Origin of the sequence: Glutamicibacter sp. BW78, assembly GCF_002332245.1 — a bacterium.
Lineage (GTDB): Bacteria > Actinomycetota > Actinomycetes > Actinomycetales > Micrococcaceae > Arthrobacter_H > Arthrobacter_H rhombi_A.
Genome location: NZ_NRGU01000042.1, coordinates 126,884 through 142,826 on the forward strand (window position 1 = coordinate 126,884; position 15,943 = coordinate 142,826).

Below are 15,943 nucleotides of genomic sequence, written 5' to 3' on the forward strand. Positions count from 1 at the left end.
ACACGCTCCCGGAGGCCGACCTGGGGAATCAAACACATATTAACTTGACGCATCAACTATATTCGTTCACGATAGATGCATACGCATACAAAATTTGCTTGATCGACACCCCTCAGGAGACAGACATGGCAGCAACCTTGACCCCCGGCATCTGGCAGCTCGACACCGCACACACGGACATCGGATTCAGTGTTCGGCATGCCGGCATCAGCAAGGTTCGCGGGTCGTTCACCGACGCCGACGCCACCTTGGAAGTCCACGATTCCCTCGCTTCCTCCACCGTGAGGGCCTCCATCAAGACCGACTCCTTCGATTCCAAGGACCCCAATCGCGATGGACACGTCAAGGGCGCTGACTTCTTCGACGTCGAGGGGTTTCCCGAGATGACGTTCGTTTCCACCGGAGCGCAGGGCTCCACGGAGGAATTCACCCTCTCCGGTGAATTGACCATCAAGGAAACGACCTTGCCCATCGAGCTCGCTGTGGAATTTGGCGGCGTCGCCGTCGACCCCTTCGGCACCACCCGGGCCGGGTTTTCGGCCACCACCCGGATCTCTCGCAAGGCCTTCGGGATGACCTGGAACGCAGCGCTCGAGGCCGGCGGAGTCCTGGTCGGAGATCAGGTCACCATCACGGTCGACTCCGCCTTCGTCCTGCCCGCCGCAGACTAGCCGGATCAGGTCAACGGATCACGACGCCAGCCACGCCCCGACACGGGGTGGTGGCTGGCCTCTTGTGGCCCAGCGCCCCTGGAAGTCGCTAGTTCAGCACCACTGCCTTGAGGGAATCCGGTTCCCGCGCGGCCAGCGTCAGCGCGGATTCCGTCTCCTCCAGAGCGAAACGGTGGGTGATCACGGCCTCCACATCGACGGCACCGGAGGCGATGAGCCCCAAAGCCGTCGGATAGGTGTTCGCATACCTGAAGACCCCGCTGATGGTCAGCTCCCGGCCCTGGATGAGCGGCACGCTCACGGAAACCTCGTCGGCACCCATCCCGACCAGCACGGCCCGTCCGGCGGGAGCCAGCGCGCGGAGTCCGTGATCCAGTGCGGCTCCAGCGCCGGAGCATTCCAGCAGAACGGTGAAGTCCCCGGGCGGTTCCTCCCCGGCCCGCACCGCCTCCAGCCCCATCGCGCTGGCCACCGACAGTCGATACTCGTTCACGTCCGTCACGGTCACCCCATCCGCCCCCTGGGCGCGGGCGACCTGCGCCGCGAGCAGGCCGATCGGTCCCGCCCCGGCGACCAGCACCCGATCCCCCGCGGTGATGGAGGCCTTGCGGGCAGCCCACACCCCCACCGAGACGGGCTCGGCCAGGGCCGCCTGCTCGAGAGAGATTTCCTCCGGAGCCCGGTGGGCGAAATCGGCGTCGATCACCACGTACCTGGAAATGGAACCGTCCACCGGTGGGGTCGCGAAGAAGACGACGTCGGGGCACAGGTTATAGCGTCCAGACCGGCACTGGAGACAGCGCCGGCAGGGCACCCCTGGCTCCAAGGCGACCTGCTCGCCCACCCTCGACGGATCGACCCCCGAGCCGACGGCATTGATGAGGCCCGCCGACTCATGACCGATCACCATCGGGGCCTCCAACACGAAATCCCCGATCCGGCCCTGCTCGTAGTAATGGATATCCGAGCCGCAGATGCCGGTGGCCTTCACCGCGACCAGGACCTGACCATGGCCCGGGACCGGAACCGGCCGGTCCTCGATGACGACGTCGCGAATGCCACGAAGAACTGCGCTGGGATTTTCCATGGTTCTGATGCTATCGCCTCCCGCCGGCAGCCTGGCAGCATCGGCGGTCCAGGAAATCAACCTACTTCTTTTCTGAAAAGTTACTAGAAAATCTTACGACTGGCGTTAGTGTGGAGCACAGGTAGTCATCATCCGGGGGGAAGCGTGCAGGACATATTCACGTCAGGGGGCCCTGCTCATGGTGGCTTCGATGCCTGATGCTCCTCAAGACCGGACTCCTTCCCCTGCGGAGGGAACGACGGAGACCGATCTGGTTCGGCGGTTGGCCAACGGCGGCACCGGGGCGATGGAGGCCTTCTATGAACTGACGTGCCGGCGGGCCTACGGCTTGGCCTGCCACATCCTCGGTGATCCGCTGCGGGCCCAATCAGTTCTTCACGATGTCTACGTGGATGCCTGGCGCAGGATGCGTCGGGACTGCCCCGCGATGGGGACCGAGGTCTCGTGGATCCTCTCTCTGGTCTTCGAGCATTGCCCTGCCCTCTCCGGCCGGGCTGGCCACCCGTCGCCCGCATCCCCTGACGCGACGAGCTGATATGCCGGACAAATACACCAGGTTCGCCCCGTTCTACGACGCCCTCTCCGGGGAATGGCCGGTCTACCGGGCCGGTCGGGTCCGCGGAATCCGTGCCCTGCAACCGGCGCCGGGCGATCAGATCCTCGATATCGGTTGCGGCACCGGATTGAACTTCGCCTCATTGCAGGCCGGGATCGGGAAGACCGGACGCATCGTGGGCATCGACAGCAGCGCGGCGATGCTCCGGCAGGCACGTCGCAGAGTGCAAGCCCGGGGGTGGACCAACGTGGCGCTGATCCAGGCTGATGCCCAAACCATGACCGCCGCCGAGCTGTCCTCAACGCTGCGCCAGCAGGGGGCCCGCCCGCATTCGGCGAAGGCCCTGGCCACCTATTCCTTATCGCTGATGCCTCACTGGCACACGGCCTTCGACCACGTGTGCTCGACGTTGGTACCCGGCGGGACCATCTGCGTCGTTGATATGCAGCGCCCTCTCGGGGCGGCCCGTGCGCTGGGCTGGCTGGCGGAAGCCGCCTGCCGGCTCGGTGGTTCCGATATCACCGCCCACCCCTGGACCGCCGTGGAGGAGCAATGCACCGACGTCGTCCCCGACCAGGCCCGTGGGGGCCATCTACAGATCCGCGCCGGAAGGATTCCCCTTCGTCCCCACGGATCAACAGGGCACGACCCCGGAGCATCGGGTGGATAATGACCAGGACCGACCGCCCCGGCCGAAACCAACCACGAATCAGGGGTCCCCATGCTTTTCACCCGCGACCACCAACACCAAAGCCGGGAACACAGCCGACTCACGGCCCGGTACGAGATCGCCTACACCAGCGTCGATTTCCTGGCCGCGCTCCTGTTCATCGTCGGCAGCATCTTCTTCTTCTCGGAGTCGACCACGTTCTTCGCCACCTGGCTCTTCCTGATCGGTTCCCTCTGCTTCGCGTTGAAACCGACCTTGCGGCTGATCCGTGAAATCAAGCTCGCGCGTCTCGACGAGCTGCAGGCCTCCGGAGGCGGCAACCAACAAGCCACCCCATAGCCGCGGGCATGTCCCGGTCGTAGCATTCGAAGAAACGCAGCAAGCGGAAGGCCAGACATGACAGCTCGGGACCGGACCGTCGAATTCCTGGTGGTCGGCGGTGGGGCAGCGGGAATGGTCGGCGCCATGACAGCCGCCGAATTCGGCGTCCAGACACTGCTGGTGGAACAGGAACGCACCGGTGGAGACTGCCTGTATTTCGGCTGCGTCCCCTCGAAGACGCTGCTCACGGCAGCAAAAGCATCGATCGCCAGCCAACAAGCCGCCGGAGAAGCACTGGAGTTCTCGACGGTACGGGAGCACATCGCCGCTGCAATCAGGACCATTGAACCCATGGATTCGCCCCAGGCGTTGCGCGCCGCCGGGGTCGAGGTCCTCCAGGGAACACTCCGCTTCCGGGGGCCGGGCGTGGCCGAAGTCGAGGGGCGCACCATCCGTTTCCGGCAGGGGCTCCTGGCCACCGGCAGCACTCCCTCCGTCCCCCATATCCCGGGCCTGGACCCGGCCTTGACCGTGACATCGGAGGGGATCTGGGACCTCACCGAACTACCGGACCGCCTGGTCATCATCGGAGGCGGACCAGTCGGCTGCGAAATCGGTCAGGCCTTCGCCCGGCTGGGATCGAAGGTGACCCTGGTGGTCCGTTCCCGCCTGTTGCCCAAGGAAGACCAGGATGCGGCGGACATCCTGCGCCGGAGCCTGGAAGCGGACGGCCTGCGGATCCTGGAGAACATCGGTATCACCGAAGCCACCCGTGCAGCAGGTGGGGCCCGGCTGCTGCTGGACACCGGGGAGGAAGTCGACGCCGATCTGGTCCTTCTGGCCACCGGGCGTAGGCCGCGGACCCGTGGGCTGGGGTTGGAGCACCTCGGTGTCGAACTGGATGGGCAGGGATGCATCGTCACCGACGGGACCCTGCGCACGTCGAACCCGTCCGTCCGCGCAGCGGGTGATGTGACGACCCACGAACAGTTCACCCATGTGGCAGGAACCCACGGAAGCGTGGCCGCCTCCAACGCGGCACTCGGTCTACGCCGCCGGATCCCCAGCGCCGTTCCGCGGGTCACTTTCACTTCTCCTGAAGTCGCCGCCGTCGGGCGCATCACCGCGTCCAAACCGGGGGACCGCGTGCACACGCGCTGGCATGACGAGCTGGATCGGGCCATCACCGCGGGCCGGACGCAGGGCTATACCCGGATCGTGGTGGACCGGAAGGGCAAACTCGTCGGCGGCACGATCGTGGGACCACGGGCCGGGGACCAACTGAGCGAACTCACGCTGGCGGTACGGGCCAAACTGGGCGCGGCAGATATCGCCGGAACCATCCACCCGTATCCGACCTACTCCGAGGCCTTGCAGCAGGCCGCCTTGGAGGAGGTCCGGGGCCGGTTGGCCGCCCCTCCGATGAGTCTTGTTCTGGGCCTGCTGGCCCGAATCCGGCGCGCACGACTGGCCAGAAAACCACAGTGGGACCGGTGACCGCGCGCGGGTGCCACCCGCGCCGACCAGTCCATACGCTTCGTCGTAGTCGAGCAGCGCTCGGACAGCGACGGCCCCATCGATACGATCCCGTCTGCTTTGTATCCCTCATACCCGGATGAGTACGATCGCCATAGTCTCAAAAGTCGATAGTGGGGGATCCCATGGGTGAAATATCCGCGTACGCGTCACAAGGGTCCAAGTCGCCAGCGCGACGGCCCGAAGCCGGGAGCAAGGGAGCCGATGTCTCTGAAGGCAGCTGGAGCGGTACGGTCATCTCCTTCGAAGATCTCAAAGCACGCCCTTCGCCCGGGGGTGGGGCGGTCGTCATCAACGCTGCCAGCAGCGATGGAAAAGTACGGCGCAGCAAGAAAAGTGGCCGGCACTTCCTCCGGCGCACCGGCTGGCAGGCCCAACTTCAACGCATCCTCGTCGTCACCTCTGAACGTGAAGTAGCCCCATCGCCAGACGGTCGTTTCCGACCACAAGGGCCATGGGCTATTTCCAGCATTGACGAATATGCGATAGAAGGCACTGCCAAGGAGCGCACTGGTGATGTGATCGACGATTCCGAGAATATGCAGTTCGATTCACGAAGCACCGGGGCCGCCTCTACCAGCGCCGACGTGCCCTCATCCGAAGCAGTCTATGCCGAAGCACATGGTCAACTGCAGTACCTGCCCCACGCAGTCCGTAAGGGACTGACGGACCTGGTTCCAAGCCCTACCTTTTTCCAATGCCAAGCCGTCCGCCATTCCTCCCCGGAGGGGGACGTCAGCCGGCACAGCGTTTCAGCCCTGCGAATGTCCGAAGATACAGCAGTCGCCATCCAGGCTTCGCGCCAGCATGGTTCTCGTCACTGGCAAGTGCAGCAGCTGCAGTACCGGTTGGCCCCACGCAAAAATGAGGCAAGCCTCCCGTCTTCCACCGGACGGGGAATCGCATGAGTTTTCAAAATCACTATGAGGTGCTTGGCGTTGCGGACCAAGCACCACTCCACGTCATCAAGGCGACCCACCGCGCCTGGATGAAGGAAGTGCATCCCGACTCGGGTGCCAACGGTGACGTTGCCATGGCTGCCTCGGTCAACGAGGCGTTCCGGGTACTCAGCAACCCACAGGAACGGGCAGATTTCGACCGCGCGCTCGCGCGCATGCGTTCCCAAAACGACGCGGAGAATAGTAAAGCGGACTCTCCAACTGAACCGGAGCGCGAGCCAGATGTCGGCTGGGGTCAAGAGCAAGACGTCTCCCCCACCACTCGCCAGAAGACACCGGACGCGAAGTCCGCTGTCCCCGATTTTGCAAACGAGGATCCATCCCGACTCGCTGGCTACAACGTATTCGACCGCGAATCCATCGATCTCAATTCCATGGAATGGTTCCGAAAGGAGTACTCGGGACCCAAAAAGCCCGCTCCGGGAATCACCTGGCCGAAGATCTTCAAGCGGAGCCAACGGTTCTTTGCCTGGTTGGCTTTCTCCATGCTGAGTTTGCTCTACATCATCCCTGCGCTCATCAGCGCCTTCGAGACTTCACGCTCAGATAATTGGGTTACCGACGTTCTGATCTTCGTGGCGGTGCTTCCCGCCATCACATTATTCTTCGGTTATGCACGCGCCCGTCATCATCTCGGCCTGGTGCGCTACATCATCGGTTTGCTCCTCGGCGCTGCGGCAACGTGGTATATCGCTTATAGCGAGCCCGGGCCCGGTTGGCTGATGCCAGCAGCTTGGCTCGTGCTCTTCATCCTCACGGTTGAGCTGTTCCATGCCAGTTCCTCGAGAAGAAATCTGAAAGCCAGTCAGATGCTCCCCACCAAAGATTTCAAGGTGTTCGATACCTGGGGCAATCCTGACGGCGGGACAGCTGCCGCACACGGCCACAACAACCAGCGAAACATTAGCGCCGTAGCGCTCAGCAAAATCATGACCGGCCAACTAATGGGAACGCTGATCAAAATTCCCGGGACTAAGATCATTCACGGCTTGGGTTCCCCCGGTGGCGCCACGTCTGACGTTATCCAAGCCGTACTCTGCGGCAACCGGCTGGCCCTCGTCGATTCCAAAAATTGGCCACGTGGCGACTACTACTGGTTGGGGCACTCCCTGCTCCATGCCCGTCCCCACGAGCAACCCCAAATGGTGGCCACCAGTTTTCCGACGACGGTTGCCACCTACCAGCACCATTTCCCCAAACTGGAGGTCCGGGGTTGGTACATCCTCCACAGCCGAGACGGAGGAGTCATCCGGACCAACAATCGACAGGCGGGGGATAAGCCGGCTCTTCACACGCCGGAGCCCTTTTTGAGAGATATCGGCAACTGGCTGTCCGAAGGAGCCGTTGTGAAAACGGATCGACGGCAACTATCGCGTTTGCTCTTCACTTTCATGGCCCCACCAGGTAACTAAGTGCCCAGCCGTCACGGCCGTGCGGGGCCCCCAGCGCCCCGGACGACCATCGGGGCTACTCCTTGGAGTATTGGGCGACGAGTTCGCGTTTGAGGATCTTGCCGCTGGGTCCGACCGGGAACTCGGTGACGATCTGCACGATCCGCGGGTACTTATAGGCAGCCACCCCATCCTTGGCATAGGCACGAATGTCATCTGCGGTGAGCTTGCTACCCGGGACCAACGAGACCGCTGCCGCGACCTCCTGGCCGTGGGTTGCATCCTCCACGCCGAAGACGGCAACGCTGTCGATGTCAGGATGTTCCATCAGGAACTCCTCCACCTCGCGTGGATACACGTTGTAGCCGTTGCGCAGGATCATTTCCTTCTTGCGGTCCATGATCCGCAGGATGCCGTCGTCGTCCTTGGTGCCCAAGTCTCCGGTACGGAACCAGCCGTCGACGACCGCTTCGGCGGTGGCCTCGGGGCGGTTGAGGTAGCCGGAAAAGAGGTTGTGTCCGCGGACCACGAACTCGCCCAGCTCTCCGCGGGGCAGGAATTCGATCGATTCGGCCACCTCGGGACGGGCGACCTCGATATCCACACCCCAGATGGCCTTGCCGACACTGCCGGGAACCGGCACGTCGCCCACGTGGTTGAAGGCGGCCACCGGTGAGGTCTCGGTCAGCCCCCAGCCCTCATGGACCGGGGCACCGAACCCCTTTTCGAAGTCGTGGAGCGCGGCCACCGGTAGTGCCGAGCCGCCGGACACTGCGTAACGCAGTTTGGTCGGCTTCTCCGGTCGATCCCGGTGGGCCTGCAGCAGTCCCATATACATGGTGGGCACCCCGCAGAAAATATCGACGTCCTGATCGAGCAACAGATCCAGGGCGGCGGCGGGGGTGAATTTGGGCAGCAACATGATTTCCGCTCCGGCACGGAGTCCCGCGTTGAGCACCACTGTCTGCCCGAAGGTGTGGAACAGGGGTAGTCCACCGAAGACCCGGTCGCCCTCGCGGTAGTCGAAGGTGCTGGTCAGCAGCACGTTGACCTGCTCCAGGAGGGCGAAGTGGCAGCCCAGCGCCCCCTTGGATTTGCCGGTGGTGCCCGAGGTGTAGAGGATCGTCGCAGTATCGTCGGGGCGCATCGGCAGGTAGGTGTCGATGGGGGTTGCCTGGCCAGCCAGGTCCTCGAGGCGGTCAGGACCCTCACCTTCCGGGGCCAAGACAGTTACTAGATCGACGTCGGCTGCCGTGGCAGCCTTCGCGCCTTCCCCCAACAGCGGGGCTGCACAGACCAAGAGAGACGCCTCAGCGTCGTTGAGGATGTATTCGATTTCGTGGCGTTTCAACAGCGCGTGTACGGGGACAACCGTCGCGCCAAGGGCCAGCACCGCATAGTAGGTGCGGGCGAAGTCGATGACATTGGGGATGAGCACGGCCACCCGGGATCCGGGGCCGACTCCTCGATCACGCAGGGCACCGGCGTAGGTGCGGGTCTGCTCCCACAGCTGCGTGTAGGTCACGGTTTCTCCGGCCAGCGTCATGGCCGGGCGGTCGCCGAAGCGTTGTGCGGATTCCGCGATGATGGCGGCAACTGACAGGGTGGCGAACATTGCCGCTCCTCGGCTCGTGGGGTATGTCACATCAGTGTGTAATGAAACCGAGGCCCACGTCAAGAAACTCCGTTTCACGGGCAGCTGAAGGAAGCGTCGTCGGGGCCGGAGTAGCCCCGGTCATTCAGGGCAGGCGCAGGATCTCCAACCCGGCCAGGTAGGACTCGGCATCGAAATCCTCCAGCAGCGCCGACTGGACGATGTACCCCTGGCAGGCGCCCAGCATGACGGCGCCGTATCGGCGGGAAAGTCCCGCCGGATCCCCCTCCACCATGGAGCCGGGTCGGGTCAACCAGGCGAGCGCATAGCGTTCGAAGATCGCCTGCAGTCCGGCGGCGGCACCCGCGGCGGTCCGCCGGAACGAGGCATCCGTGGTCGCTTCGGCCCAGACCTGGACCAGCAGGCCCAGGTCCTCGAACCGACCCGTCAACCCGATAATGAAGCGCCGCAGAACCTGATGCGGCGAGGGGAGCGCCCCGTCCTCGTCCGCCTCGGACACCAGGCCCTCATGAAGCTCGACCACTTCGTGGATGGCCGCCTCGATTAATTCGTCCTTGCTCTTGAAGTGCCCGTAGATCGCCCCGGCGGAGAGCCCCGATTCGGCAATAATGTCGGCCATCGAAGCGCCCTGGAAGCCCTTTCGAACGAAGCAGCGCAGCGCTGCTTGGCTGATTTCCAGGCGGCGGGCCGCCCGGTAGTCCTCGGTGACCTTCGGCATGATCCACTCCAAAAAGAATGATCGTTCTTGACGGGAAAGCTAACAACCCCCACTATAGAGAACGTTCATTCTTTTTACTAGCGAGGGGCACCCATGTCCAACACCACCACCTCGACCCCACACACCAGATGGCAGCGCGTCATCGTGCTCGCAGTCGCCGCTGCCGCGGTCGTCGGCATCCTCTTGCTCGCCTTCACCTGGCCGGGGATGAACTCATCACCCCAGAACATCCCGGTGGCCGTATCGGGGCCCGACGCCCAGGTCCGTCAAGTCACCCATGCTCTCGGGCAGGAAGCCGATGGGGTCTTCGAGATCACGACGGTCGACAGCCGTGCCGACGCGGTCGATCTGGTCAAGAACCGCGAGGCTTTCGGTGCCGTCATCCTCGGGTCCCACCCCGAAGTGCTCGACGGCGGCGCCAACGGAACCGCCGTCACCCAGCTCATGAAGGGGCTCGGCCAGCAGCTGCAGGGGCAGCTGGCCAAAGCCGCCGGTGCGAACGGCCGGGAAGCACCTCAGGTGACCTTCACCGACGTCGTTCCCCTGCTTTCGGCGGACTCCAACGGTTCGGGCTTGGCGCTTGCCTCCTTCCCCCTGACGCTGGGCGGGATGCTCGGCGGGATCCTGGTCTCGTTGCTGATCACAGGAAATCGGCGCCGCCTCACGGCTTTGGTGGTCTACGCCCTCCTCGGCGGCGCGATCATCACCGTGTTCATGCAGGGGATGTACGGGGTGTTGCAGGGCAACGCCCTGCTCAACCTGGTGGCGGCCGGATTGGCCTTGCTGGGAACCAGCTCACTGATCGTGGGGCTGAACTCACTCCTCGGAACGTTGGGCATACCCGTGGGCGCCGTATTGACGATGCTGGTGGCCAACCCGATCTCGGGTGCCACGGCCCCCTCGCAGTTCCTGCCCGAACCGTTCGGGGCCATCGGCCAATGGTTCGTCCCGGGATCCTCGACGACCCTGCTGAAGGATCTGTCCTATTTCCCGGCGGTGAACACCTCCTTCGAGTGGCTGGTCCTGGTCGGCTGGGCCTTGCTGGGCCTGGTCTTCACACTGGCAGGTCACTATCGAAACCAGGAAGTCGTCCACGTCCAGGGCTCCACTGACGCCGTGGCGACCAGGCAGGAATCCGGCAGGCACGCCCACCCGGTGGCCACGATCGACGGGCCCCACGAGGATGCCGGGCAGGCTGCCGGGTCGCGAACGATGGCCAAGCACCTCGCCTGAGGTCACCTACCCCTTCGCCGAGGCGCCGATGGCCCAGACTCGGGGCAGGGAGGCCCCGTTCACCGCCAGGTCGCCGATCAGGCGGGCCTTGAAGACGTACGGGTTGTGGTTCGAGGCCGTCCGCGCATTGCGCCAGTGCCGGTCCAGGTTCTTCGTCGTGGACGTCGCCGAGGCGGCCAGGGCGTCGAAGGCGTGTGAAATCGCGTTGACCGACAGCGGTGTCAGCGCGACCTGCCCCTGTGCCGAGGCAAGTTCGGCGGCGTCGTTGACCTGCTCCTCCTGTTCGCCGGTAATGTCCCCGGCCCGCAGCTGGAGAGCCGCGTCGTGGGCCCCCTGCAGGGCAGCCGCCACCTTGTCGACGATCGCCTCCCCCGCGAACCCGGCGGCGGCCAGCTCGCCCACGACCTGCAGGATCTGCGGATCCTCGCGCCATACCGGTGCCGCTGCGTGGCTGAAGGTCCGGGTCCGGGTGCGGACCTCGTCGGAGAACTCGCGCTGGGCCGCCCGGATGCTGCCGGCCTGCACCACCAGCAGCACCGCCTGGTAGAAGGCCGTCTGGTATTTGAACCGGGTGCCGAAGTCGATGAGATTCTCCTCCGTCACCACGGCGTCGGTGAACGTGGAGGATCCCGAGCCGGTGGTCTGCTGTCCGAAGCCATCCCAGTCATCGCCGTGCCGCACCCCGGACTGGTGGGCGTCGACCGCGGCGATGACGCGGGTGGACGTGTCGGTACGTTCGGCGTAGACATCGATCCAGTCGGCGAAGATACTGCCGGTGGAGTAGAACTTGGCCCCGTTCACCCGGAACTTCCCCGGCCCCAGATCCGGAGCAGGGACGACCTTGGTCTGCACCTGTCCGACCTCCACGGCACCAATTTCGGTCCACGAGTTGCCGACGAGTTCCCCCCGCACGAACCGATCCAGCCAGACGTCCCGCCCCGGACCGGGCCCGGCAAGGATGCGGTCCTCGACGAAGGCGAAGTGGGCGCGCAGGGCCTGGGCGATGTTCGAGTCGGCGCCGGCCAGCTCGGTCAGCAGCGCGAAGAGTTGTGGCAGGGAGGCGCCAAGGCCGCCGTGTTCGACGGGCACGCGCAGGGCACCGAACCCGGCGTCGGCCAGCTCACGGATCTGGGCGGCAGGCAGCTCGTGGTCCTTCTCCCGTTGCGAGGCGCCCGCGGCGATGCGCCCGAAGATGGGGCGGAAGCGGGCGGCCAGTTCCGGGGAGGACACGGTGGTGGGTTCGGCGGTCTGCTGGATCATGGTTGCTCCTGACGTTGGTTCGTGGCTCTTGGGCCGAAACTAGTCCCGATGGTTACCTGCCGGGGCACCGTGACAGCGGATGACGCCCGGTGACCGAAGATGACGCGGAGCCAATCCAGAAACTGTGTGAGCCGCCGTCGTACCATGACTTTTCGGTGTCATACCGGGACGCAATCGGTCGCGGGACGTCCCTCCCGGTCATCTGCTGTTGCGCGGCCGCCCCGGTTCCTAGCGTGGGGTGCACCGATGTTGAACCGGGCGCATGACGCCCTCGATGAAGGGACCACCCATGACCACCACGCTCACCGAGGCACTGGCCGCCTCACCCTGGTCCGGCCGGCCGGCGCCGGCCACGCCCGCCGCCTGGATCACTCGCGCCGAGGAGGTCGGGGCGATCCTGACCCTGGACGCCGTCGAACGCGATCGCGCCGGTGCCACGCCGTGGGCGGAGGTCCGTCTGCTCAAGGAATCGGGGCTGACCGTCCTGTTGGGTCCCGTCGAGCATGGCGGTGGGGGCCAGGAGTGGACGACGGCGTTGCGCGCCATTCGTGCCGTCTCGGCAGGGGACGCCTCGATCGGCCAATTGCTCGGATACCACCTGCTGTGGGCTTGGGCCGTACGTCTGGTGGGGACGGACGCGCAGATCGCGGCGGTCGAGGAGCTCTACACCACCGGCAACCTGTTCTTCGGTGGTGCCGTCAACCCGCGCGATCATGACCTGGCGATCCAGGACTTGGGCGGGAGCCTCGTCTTTACTGGCCGCAAGTCCTTCTCCACCGGGGCGCGGGTCTCGGATCTGGTGGTCCTCGAAGGCGCGCTGCCCGGGGGCGACCACGTCTTCGCGATCGTCCCGACGGCGCAGGAAGGCATCGTCTTCGCCGGTGACTGGGACAACCTGGGCCAGCGCCTCTCCGAATCCGGCGGGGTGAGCATCACCGGGGTCGAGGTCGGCTGGGATCAAGCGGCCGGCTACGTCGACCAGCAGTTCCAGCCGCTGGTCTACAACACGCTGAACCTGCCACTGACCCAGCAGATCTTCACCGCGATCTACCTGGGCATCGCCGAGGGGGCCTTGGCCACCGCGGGCGCCTACACCCGCGAGAGGACCAGGGCCTGGCCCTACGGATCCGACCCGAAGGACTCCGCCACCGAGGCCCCCTACATCCTGCAGGCCTATGGCGAACTCCGGTCCCGGCTCTGGGCCGGCCAGGCGCTCGCCGGGGCGGTGGACGCCGAACTCTCGGGGCTGCTCCATGCCCCGCGCGGGGAGCTCACCGCCGGCGAGCGCGGCCAGGTCGCGGTACGGGTCGCGGCAGCGAAACAGGTCGCCAACGACGTCGCACTGGAGACCACCAACAGGATCTTCGAGCTGACCGGGGCGCGGGCGACCTCGAATAAGGTCGGTCTGGACATCTACTGGCGCAATATCCGCACCCACTCACTGCATGACCCGGTGGCCCATAAGAAGCGTGAAGTCGGTGAATACGAACTCCTGGGCCGTCTGCCCGAGCCCTCCTGGTACACCTGATCCCCGGGGCCGAGGGTGGAAACCGCCCAGACCCGGCCCGATTCAGCTTCCCTGCCGGGGAACGAACATGATGACCGCGACGCCCGCCAGGCAGATCATGGCGCCCAAGAGGTCCCACCGATCGGGCCGGAACCCGTCGAAGGCCATCCCCCAGAGAAGGGAGCCGGCGACGAACACTCCCCCATAGGCGGCGAGGATGCGGCCGAAATTGGCCTCGGGCTGCAAGGTTGCCACGAACCCGTAGGCTCCCAGGGCCATGATGCCGAGGCCCGCGAGCCACCAGGCCCGGTCCTCGCGCACGGTCTGCCAGATCAGCCAGGCGCCACCAATTTCGGCGACGGCCGCCAGGGCGAAGAGAATGACGGATTTCGTGATGGTCATGCCCCTAGTCTGGCCGACGCCGAGCCGCCCGGTCGTCGTTGGTCTCGGGTGTACCCTTCGTGGCGGTAGCGGGGCAGACTAGTCACACGATCAACCGCGAACCGGCGCTCCCCCGGACGCTGCAGGGAAGGGGCAGAGATGAAGATCCTGGTCACCGGTGCCGGTGGACAACTCGGGGCCCAGACGTTTGCCGCGGTGGAGGCCGCCGGCCAGGAGGCAGTGGGTACCTCCAGCTCAGGGCGCCCAGGCCTGCTCCCGGTCGACCTCTTCACCGGGGACGGCCTGGACGAGGCCCTGCGCGGCGTGGATACGGTCATCCATTGCGCCCATACGGGAGGGGCACGGGACTTGAGGTTGGCACGGAATCTGGTGGCCGCGGCCCAGCGTGCCGGCATCGGACATGTGGTGCTCATCTCGATCGTCGGCATCGAGGACATCCCGCTGGCCTACTACAACCAGCGGCTCGCCATCGAAATGATCGTGCAGGGCTCCGGCGTCCCGTTCACGTTGCAACGGGCCACCCAATTCCACTCGTTGATCGAGGGGCTCTTCACCGCCCAACGACATCTGCCGGTCGTGCTGACGCCGGCAGCGCGGTTCCAGACCATCTCCGTCTCCGAGGTGGCCGGTCGGCTGGCGCAACTGGCTGCCGGCGTCCCCCGTGGACGGGTGGCGGATATCGGCGGTCCCGAACAGCTGGACATCGGTCAGATGTACCGCCAATGGCGTACGGTCCGGGGAGGCAGACGCCCCTCGCTACGGGTGCGCTTGCCGTTCCTCCAGGTCTTCAAGGGGCTCGACGCCGGTGCGAACCTGGTCCCCGGAGAACCCTTCGGAGACCAGACCTTCGCACAATACCTACAGGAACGACCTGCTCTCCCCTCTTAGCCCGTGACCGGCACCCCCGCCCCATACTTCCCGGGGTGCCCACATCCTCGGGAAGCTCGGCTCAAAACGCCCAGTCGGAGTCGGTGGTGTCCTCCCCCTTGCCGATGACATAGGAGGAACCTGAACCGGAGAAGAAGTCGTGGTTCTCGTCGGCTGCCGGCGACAGGGCCGCCAGGATCTCCGGGTTGACCTCGGTCTCCTCGGCAGGGAACCGCGCGGGGTACCCCAGGTTCATGAGCGCCTTATTGGCATTGTACCGCACGAAGACCGCGACGTCCTCCATCAGTCCCAACGGTTCGTAGAGCGCCCCGGAATACTCCAGTTCCAACGCGTAGAGTTCCTCGAGCAGCTCATAGGTGAACGCCCGGATTTCTTCTTGTTCCTCCCGGCTGCGGGTCTCCAGGCCCCGCTGGAACTTATAGCCGGAGTAGTACCCGTGCACCGCCTTATCACGCAGGATCAGGCGGATCATGTCTGCTGTGTTGGTCAGCGTCGCGTGCACCGAAAAGTGCAGGGGAAGGTAGAAACCCGCATAAAGCAGCAACGAGGAGAGCAACGTGGAGGCGACCTTGCGCTTGAGCGGATCATCCCCGTAGTAGTGCTGCAGGACCTTCTTGCAGCGTTCCTGCAACTGGTCGTTCCCCACGGCCCATTCGTAGGCCTCGTCGATCTCCCGGGTGCTGGTCAGTGTGGAGAAGACCGAGGAATAGGAGCGGGCATGCACGGCCTGCATGAACGCGATATTGGTGTAGACGGCCTCCTCGTGTTCGGTGCGGGCGTCCTGGATCTGGCTGATCTCCCCGACGGTCGCCTGGACGGTGTCAAGCATGGTCAGCCCGGTGAAAACCCGCATGGTGAGGGTTCTTTCCTCCCGGGACATGCGCTGCCAGGCAGGGATGTCGTTGGAGAGCGGGACCTTCTCGGGCAGCCAGAAGTTTGCCGTCAAACGGTTCCAGACCTCCAGGTCCTTCTCGTCGGTGACCCGGTTCCAATTGATCGGCCGCAGCCGGGCTGCGGGGTCGATTCGGTAGGAGGGAGGGGTGACTGAGTCGCGCAGGAGGTGTTCGGCGACCGGGGCCTCTGGGGACAAGCTCATGGGTTTTGGTGCCTTCCTTCGTCGGTTGGTGGG

Annotated in this window: 16 protein-coding genes; 10 read left to right on the plus strand and 6 right to left on the minus strand. The window is 65.0% G+C overall.

Going from position 1 to position 15,943, the window contains the following annotated elements; all coding sequences use genetic code 11:
• The first annotated feature begins 125 nt into the window (after positions 1 to 125).
• Positions 126 to 671, plus strand: a complete 546-nt coding sequence (locus CIK75_RS15590) for a YceI family protein (RefSeq protein WP_086994434.1) — start codon at positions 126 to 128, stop codon at positions 669 to 671.
• 88 nt (positions 672 to 759) lie between these two features.
• Here the strand turns inward: CIK75_RS15590 and CIK75_RS15595 are convergent, their stop codons facing one another.
• Positions 760 to 1,758, minus strand: coding sequence for an NAD(P)-dependent alcohol dehydrogenase (locus CIK75_RS15595; protein WP_086994470.1), 999 nt, complete (start codon positions 1,756 to 1,758; stop codon positions 760 to 762).
• 190 nt (positions 1,759 to 1,948) lie between these two features.
• Between CIK75_RS15595 and CIK75_RS15600 the strand changes: the two genes are divergently transcribed.
• From CIK75_RS15600 to CIK75_RS15625, 6 genes are all read left to right on the plus strand, one after another.
• Complete coding sequence (locus CIK75_RS15600; protein ID WP_086994432.1) at positions 1,949 to 2,293, plus strand: hypothetical protein; 345 nt, start codon at positions 1,949 to 1,951, stop codon at positions 2,291 to 2,293.
• Between the two features lies 1 nt (position 2,294).
• Complete coding sequence (locus CIK75_RS15605; protein ID WP_086994429.1) at positions 2,295 to 2,984, plus strand: methyltransferase domain-containing protein; 690 nt, start codon at positions 2,295 to 2,297, stop codon at positions 2,982 to 2,984.
• Positions 2,985 to 3,035: 51 nt separating this feature from the next.
• The gene (locus tag CIK75_RS15610) at positions 3,036 to 3,323 is read left to right on the plus strand and encodes a YrhK family protein (RefSeq protein WP_086994426.1); all 288 of its coding nucleotides are present in this window, start codon (positions 3,036 to 3,038) and stop codon (positions 3,321 to 3,323) included.
• A gap of 57 nt (positions 3,324 to 3,380) precedes the next feature.
• Positions 3,381 to 4,802 carry an NAD(P)/FAD-dependent oxidoreductase gene (locus CIK75_RS15615; protein ID WP_086994423.1) on the plus strand — a complete coding sequence of 474 codons (1,422 nt, stop codon included), beginning with the start codon at positions 3,381 to 3,383 and terminating at the stop codon, positions 4,800 to 4,802.
• 164 nt (positions 4,803 to 4,966) lie between these two features.
• Entirely contained in the window at positions 4,967 to 5,749 is a 783-nt protein-coding gene (locus CIK75_RS16090; protein WP_143269160.1) for a hypothetical protein, read from the plus strand.
• A complete protein-coding gene (locus CIK75_RS15625; protein ID WP_086994417.1) occupies positions 5,746 to 7,212 on the plus strand; it encodes a DnaJ domain-containing protein in 1,467 nt (488 codons plus the stop codon). Before CIK75_RS16090 ends, CIK75_RS15625 begins: the two co-directional genes overlap by 4 nt.
• 55 nt (positions 7,213 to 7,267) lie before the next feature.
• On the opposite strand, the gene CIK75_RS15630 is transcribed toward CIK75_RS15625, so the two are convergent.
• Both CIK75_RS15630 and CIK75_RS15635 read right to left on the minus strand, forming a co-directional pair.
• A complete protein-coding gene (locus tag CIK75_RS15630) occupies positions 7,268 to 8,806 on the minus strand; it encodes an AMP-binding protein (protein WP_086994414.1) in 1,539 nt (512 codons plus the stop codon).
• A 124-nt stretch (positions 8,807 to 8,930) separates the two neighbouring features.
• Positions 8,931 to 9,524 carry a TetR/AcrR family transcriptional regulator gene (locus CIK75_RS15635; RefSeq protein WP_086994411.1) on the minus strand — a complete coding sequence of 198 codons (594 nt, stop codon included), beginning with the start codon at positions 9,522 to 9,524 and terminating at the stop codon, positions 8,931 to 8,933.
• Positions 9,525 to 9,617: 93 nt separating this feature from the next.
• On the opposite strand from CIK75_RS15635, the gene CIK75_RS15640 reads away from it, so the two are divergent.
• The gene (locus CIK75_RS15640) at positions 9,618 to 10,757 is read left to right on the plus strand and encodes a hypothetical protein (protein ID WP_086994408.1); all 1,140 of its coding nucleotides are present in this window, start codon (positions 9,618 to 9,620) and stop codon (positions 10,755 to 10,757) included.
• A gap of 6 nt (positions 10,758 to 10,763) precedes the next feature.
• Here the strand turns inward: CIK75_RS15640 and CIK75_RS15645 are convergent, their stop codons facing one another.
• Positions 10,764 to 12,017: an acyl-CoA dehydrogenase family protein gene (locus tag CIK75_RS15645; RefSeq protein ID WP_086994405.1), complete on the minus strand. Its 1,254-nt coding sequence runs from the start codon at positions 12,015 to 12,017 to the stop codon at positions 10,764 to 10,766.
• A gap of 289 nt (positions 12,018 to 12,306) precedes the next feature.
• Between CIK75_RS15645 and CIK75_RS15650 the strand changes: the two genes are divergently transcribed.
• Positions 12,307 to 13,545 (plus strand): acyl-CoA dehydrogenase family protein, encoded by a 1,239-nt coding sequence (locus CIK75_RS15650; RefSeq protein ID WP_086994403.1) that lies wholly within the window; start codon positions 12,307 to 12,309, stop codon positions 13,543 to 13,545.
• A 42-nt stretch (positions 13,546 to 13,587) separates the two neighbouring features.
• Here CIK75_RS15650 and CIK75_RS15655 read toward each other — a convergent pair whose 3' ends face one another.
• Positions 13,588 to 13,926, minus strand: a complete 339-nt coding sequence (locus CIK75_RS15655) for a YnfA family protein (protein WP_086994400.1) — start codon at positions 13,924 to 13,926, stop codon at positions 13,588 to 13,590.
• Between the two features lie 138 nt (positions 13,927 to 14,064).
• On the opposite strand from CIK75_RS15655, the gene CIK75_RS15660 reads away from it, so the two are divergent.
• Positions 14,065 to 14,814 carry an NAD(P)H-binding protein gene (locus CIK75_RS15660; protein WP_086994397.1) on the plus strand — a complete coding sequence of 250 codons (750 nt, stop codon included), beginning with the start codon at positions 14,065 to 14,067 and terminating at the stop codon, positions 14,812 to 14,814.
• A gap of 61 nt (positions 14,815 to 14,875) precedes the next feature.
• Here CIK75_RS15660 and nrdF read toward each other — a convergent pair whose 3' ends face one another.
• Entirely contained in the window at positions 14,876 to 15,910 is a 1,035-nt protein-coding gene (gene nrdF / locus CIK75_RS15665; protein WP_086994394.1) for a class 1b ribonucleoside-diphosphate reductase subunit beta, read from the minus strand.
• Positions 15,911 to 15,943: the final 33 nt, after the last annotated feature.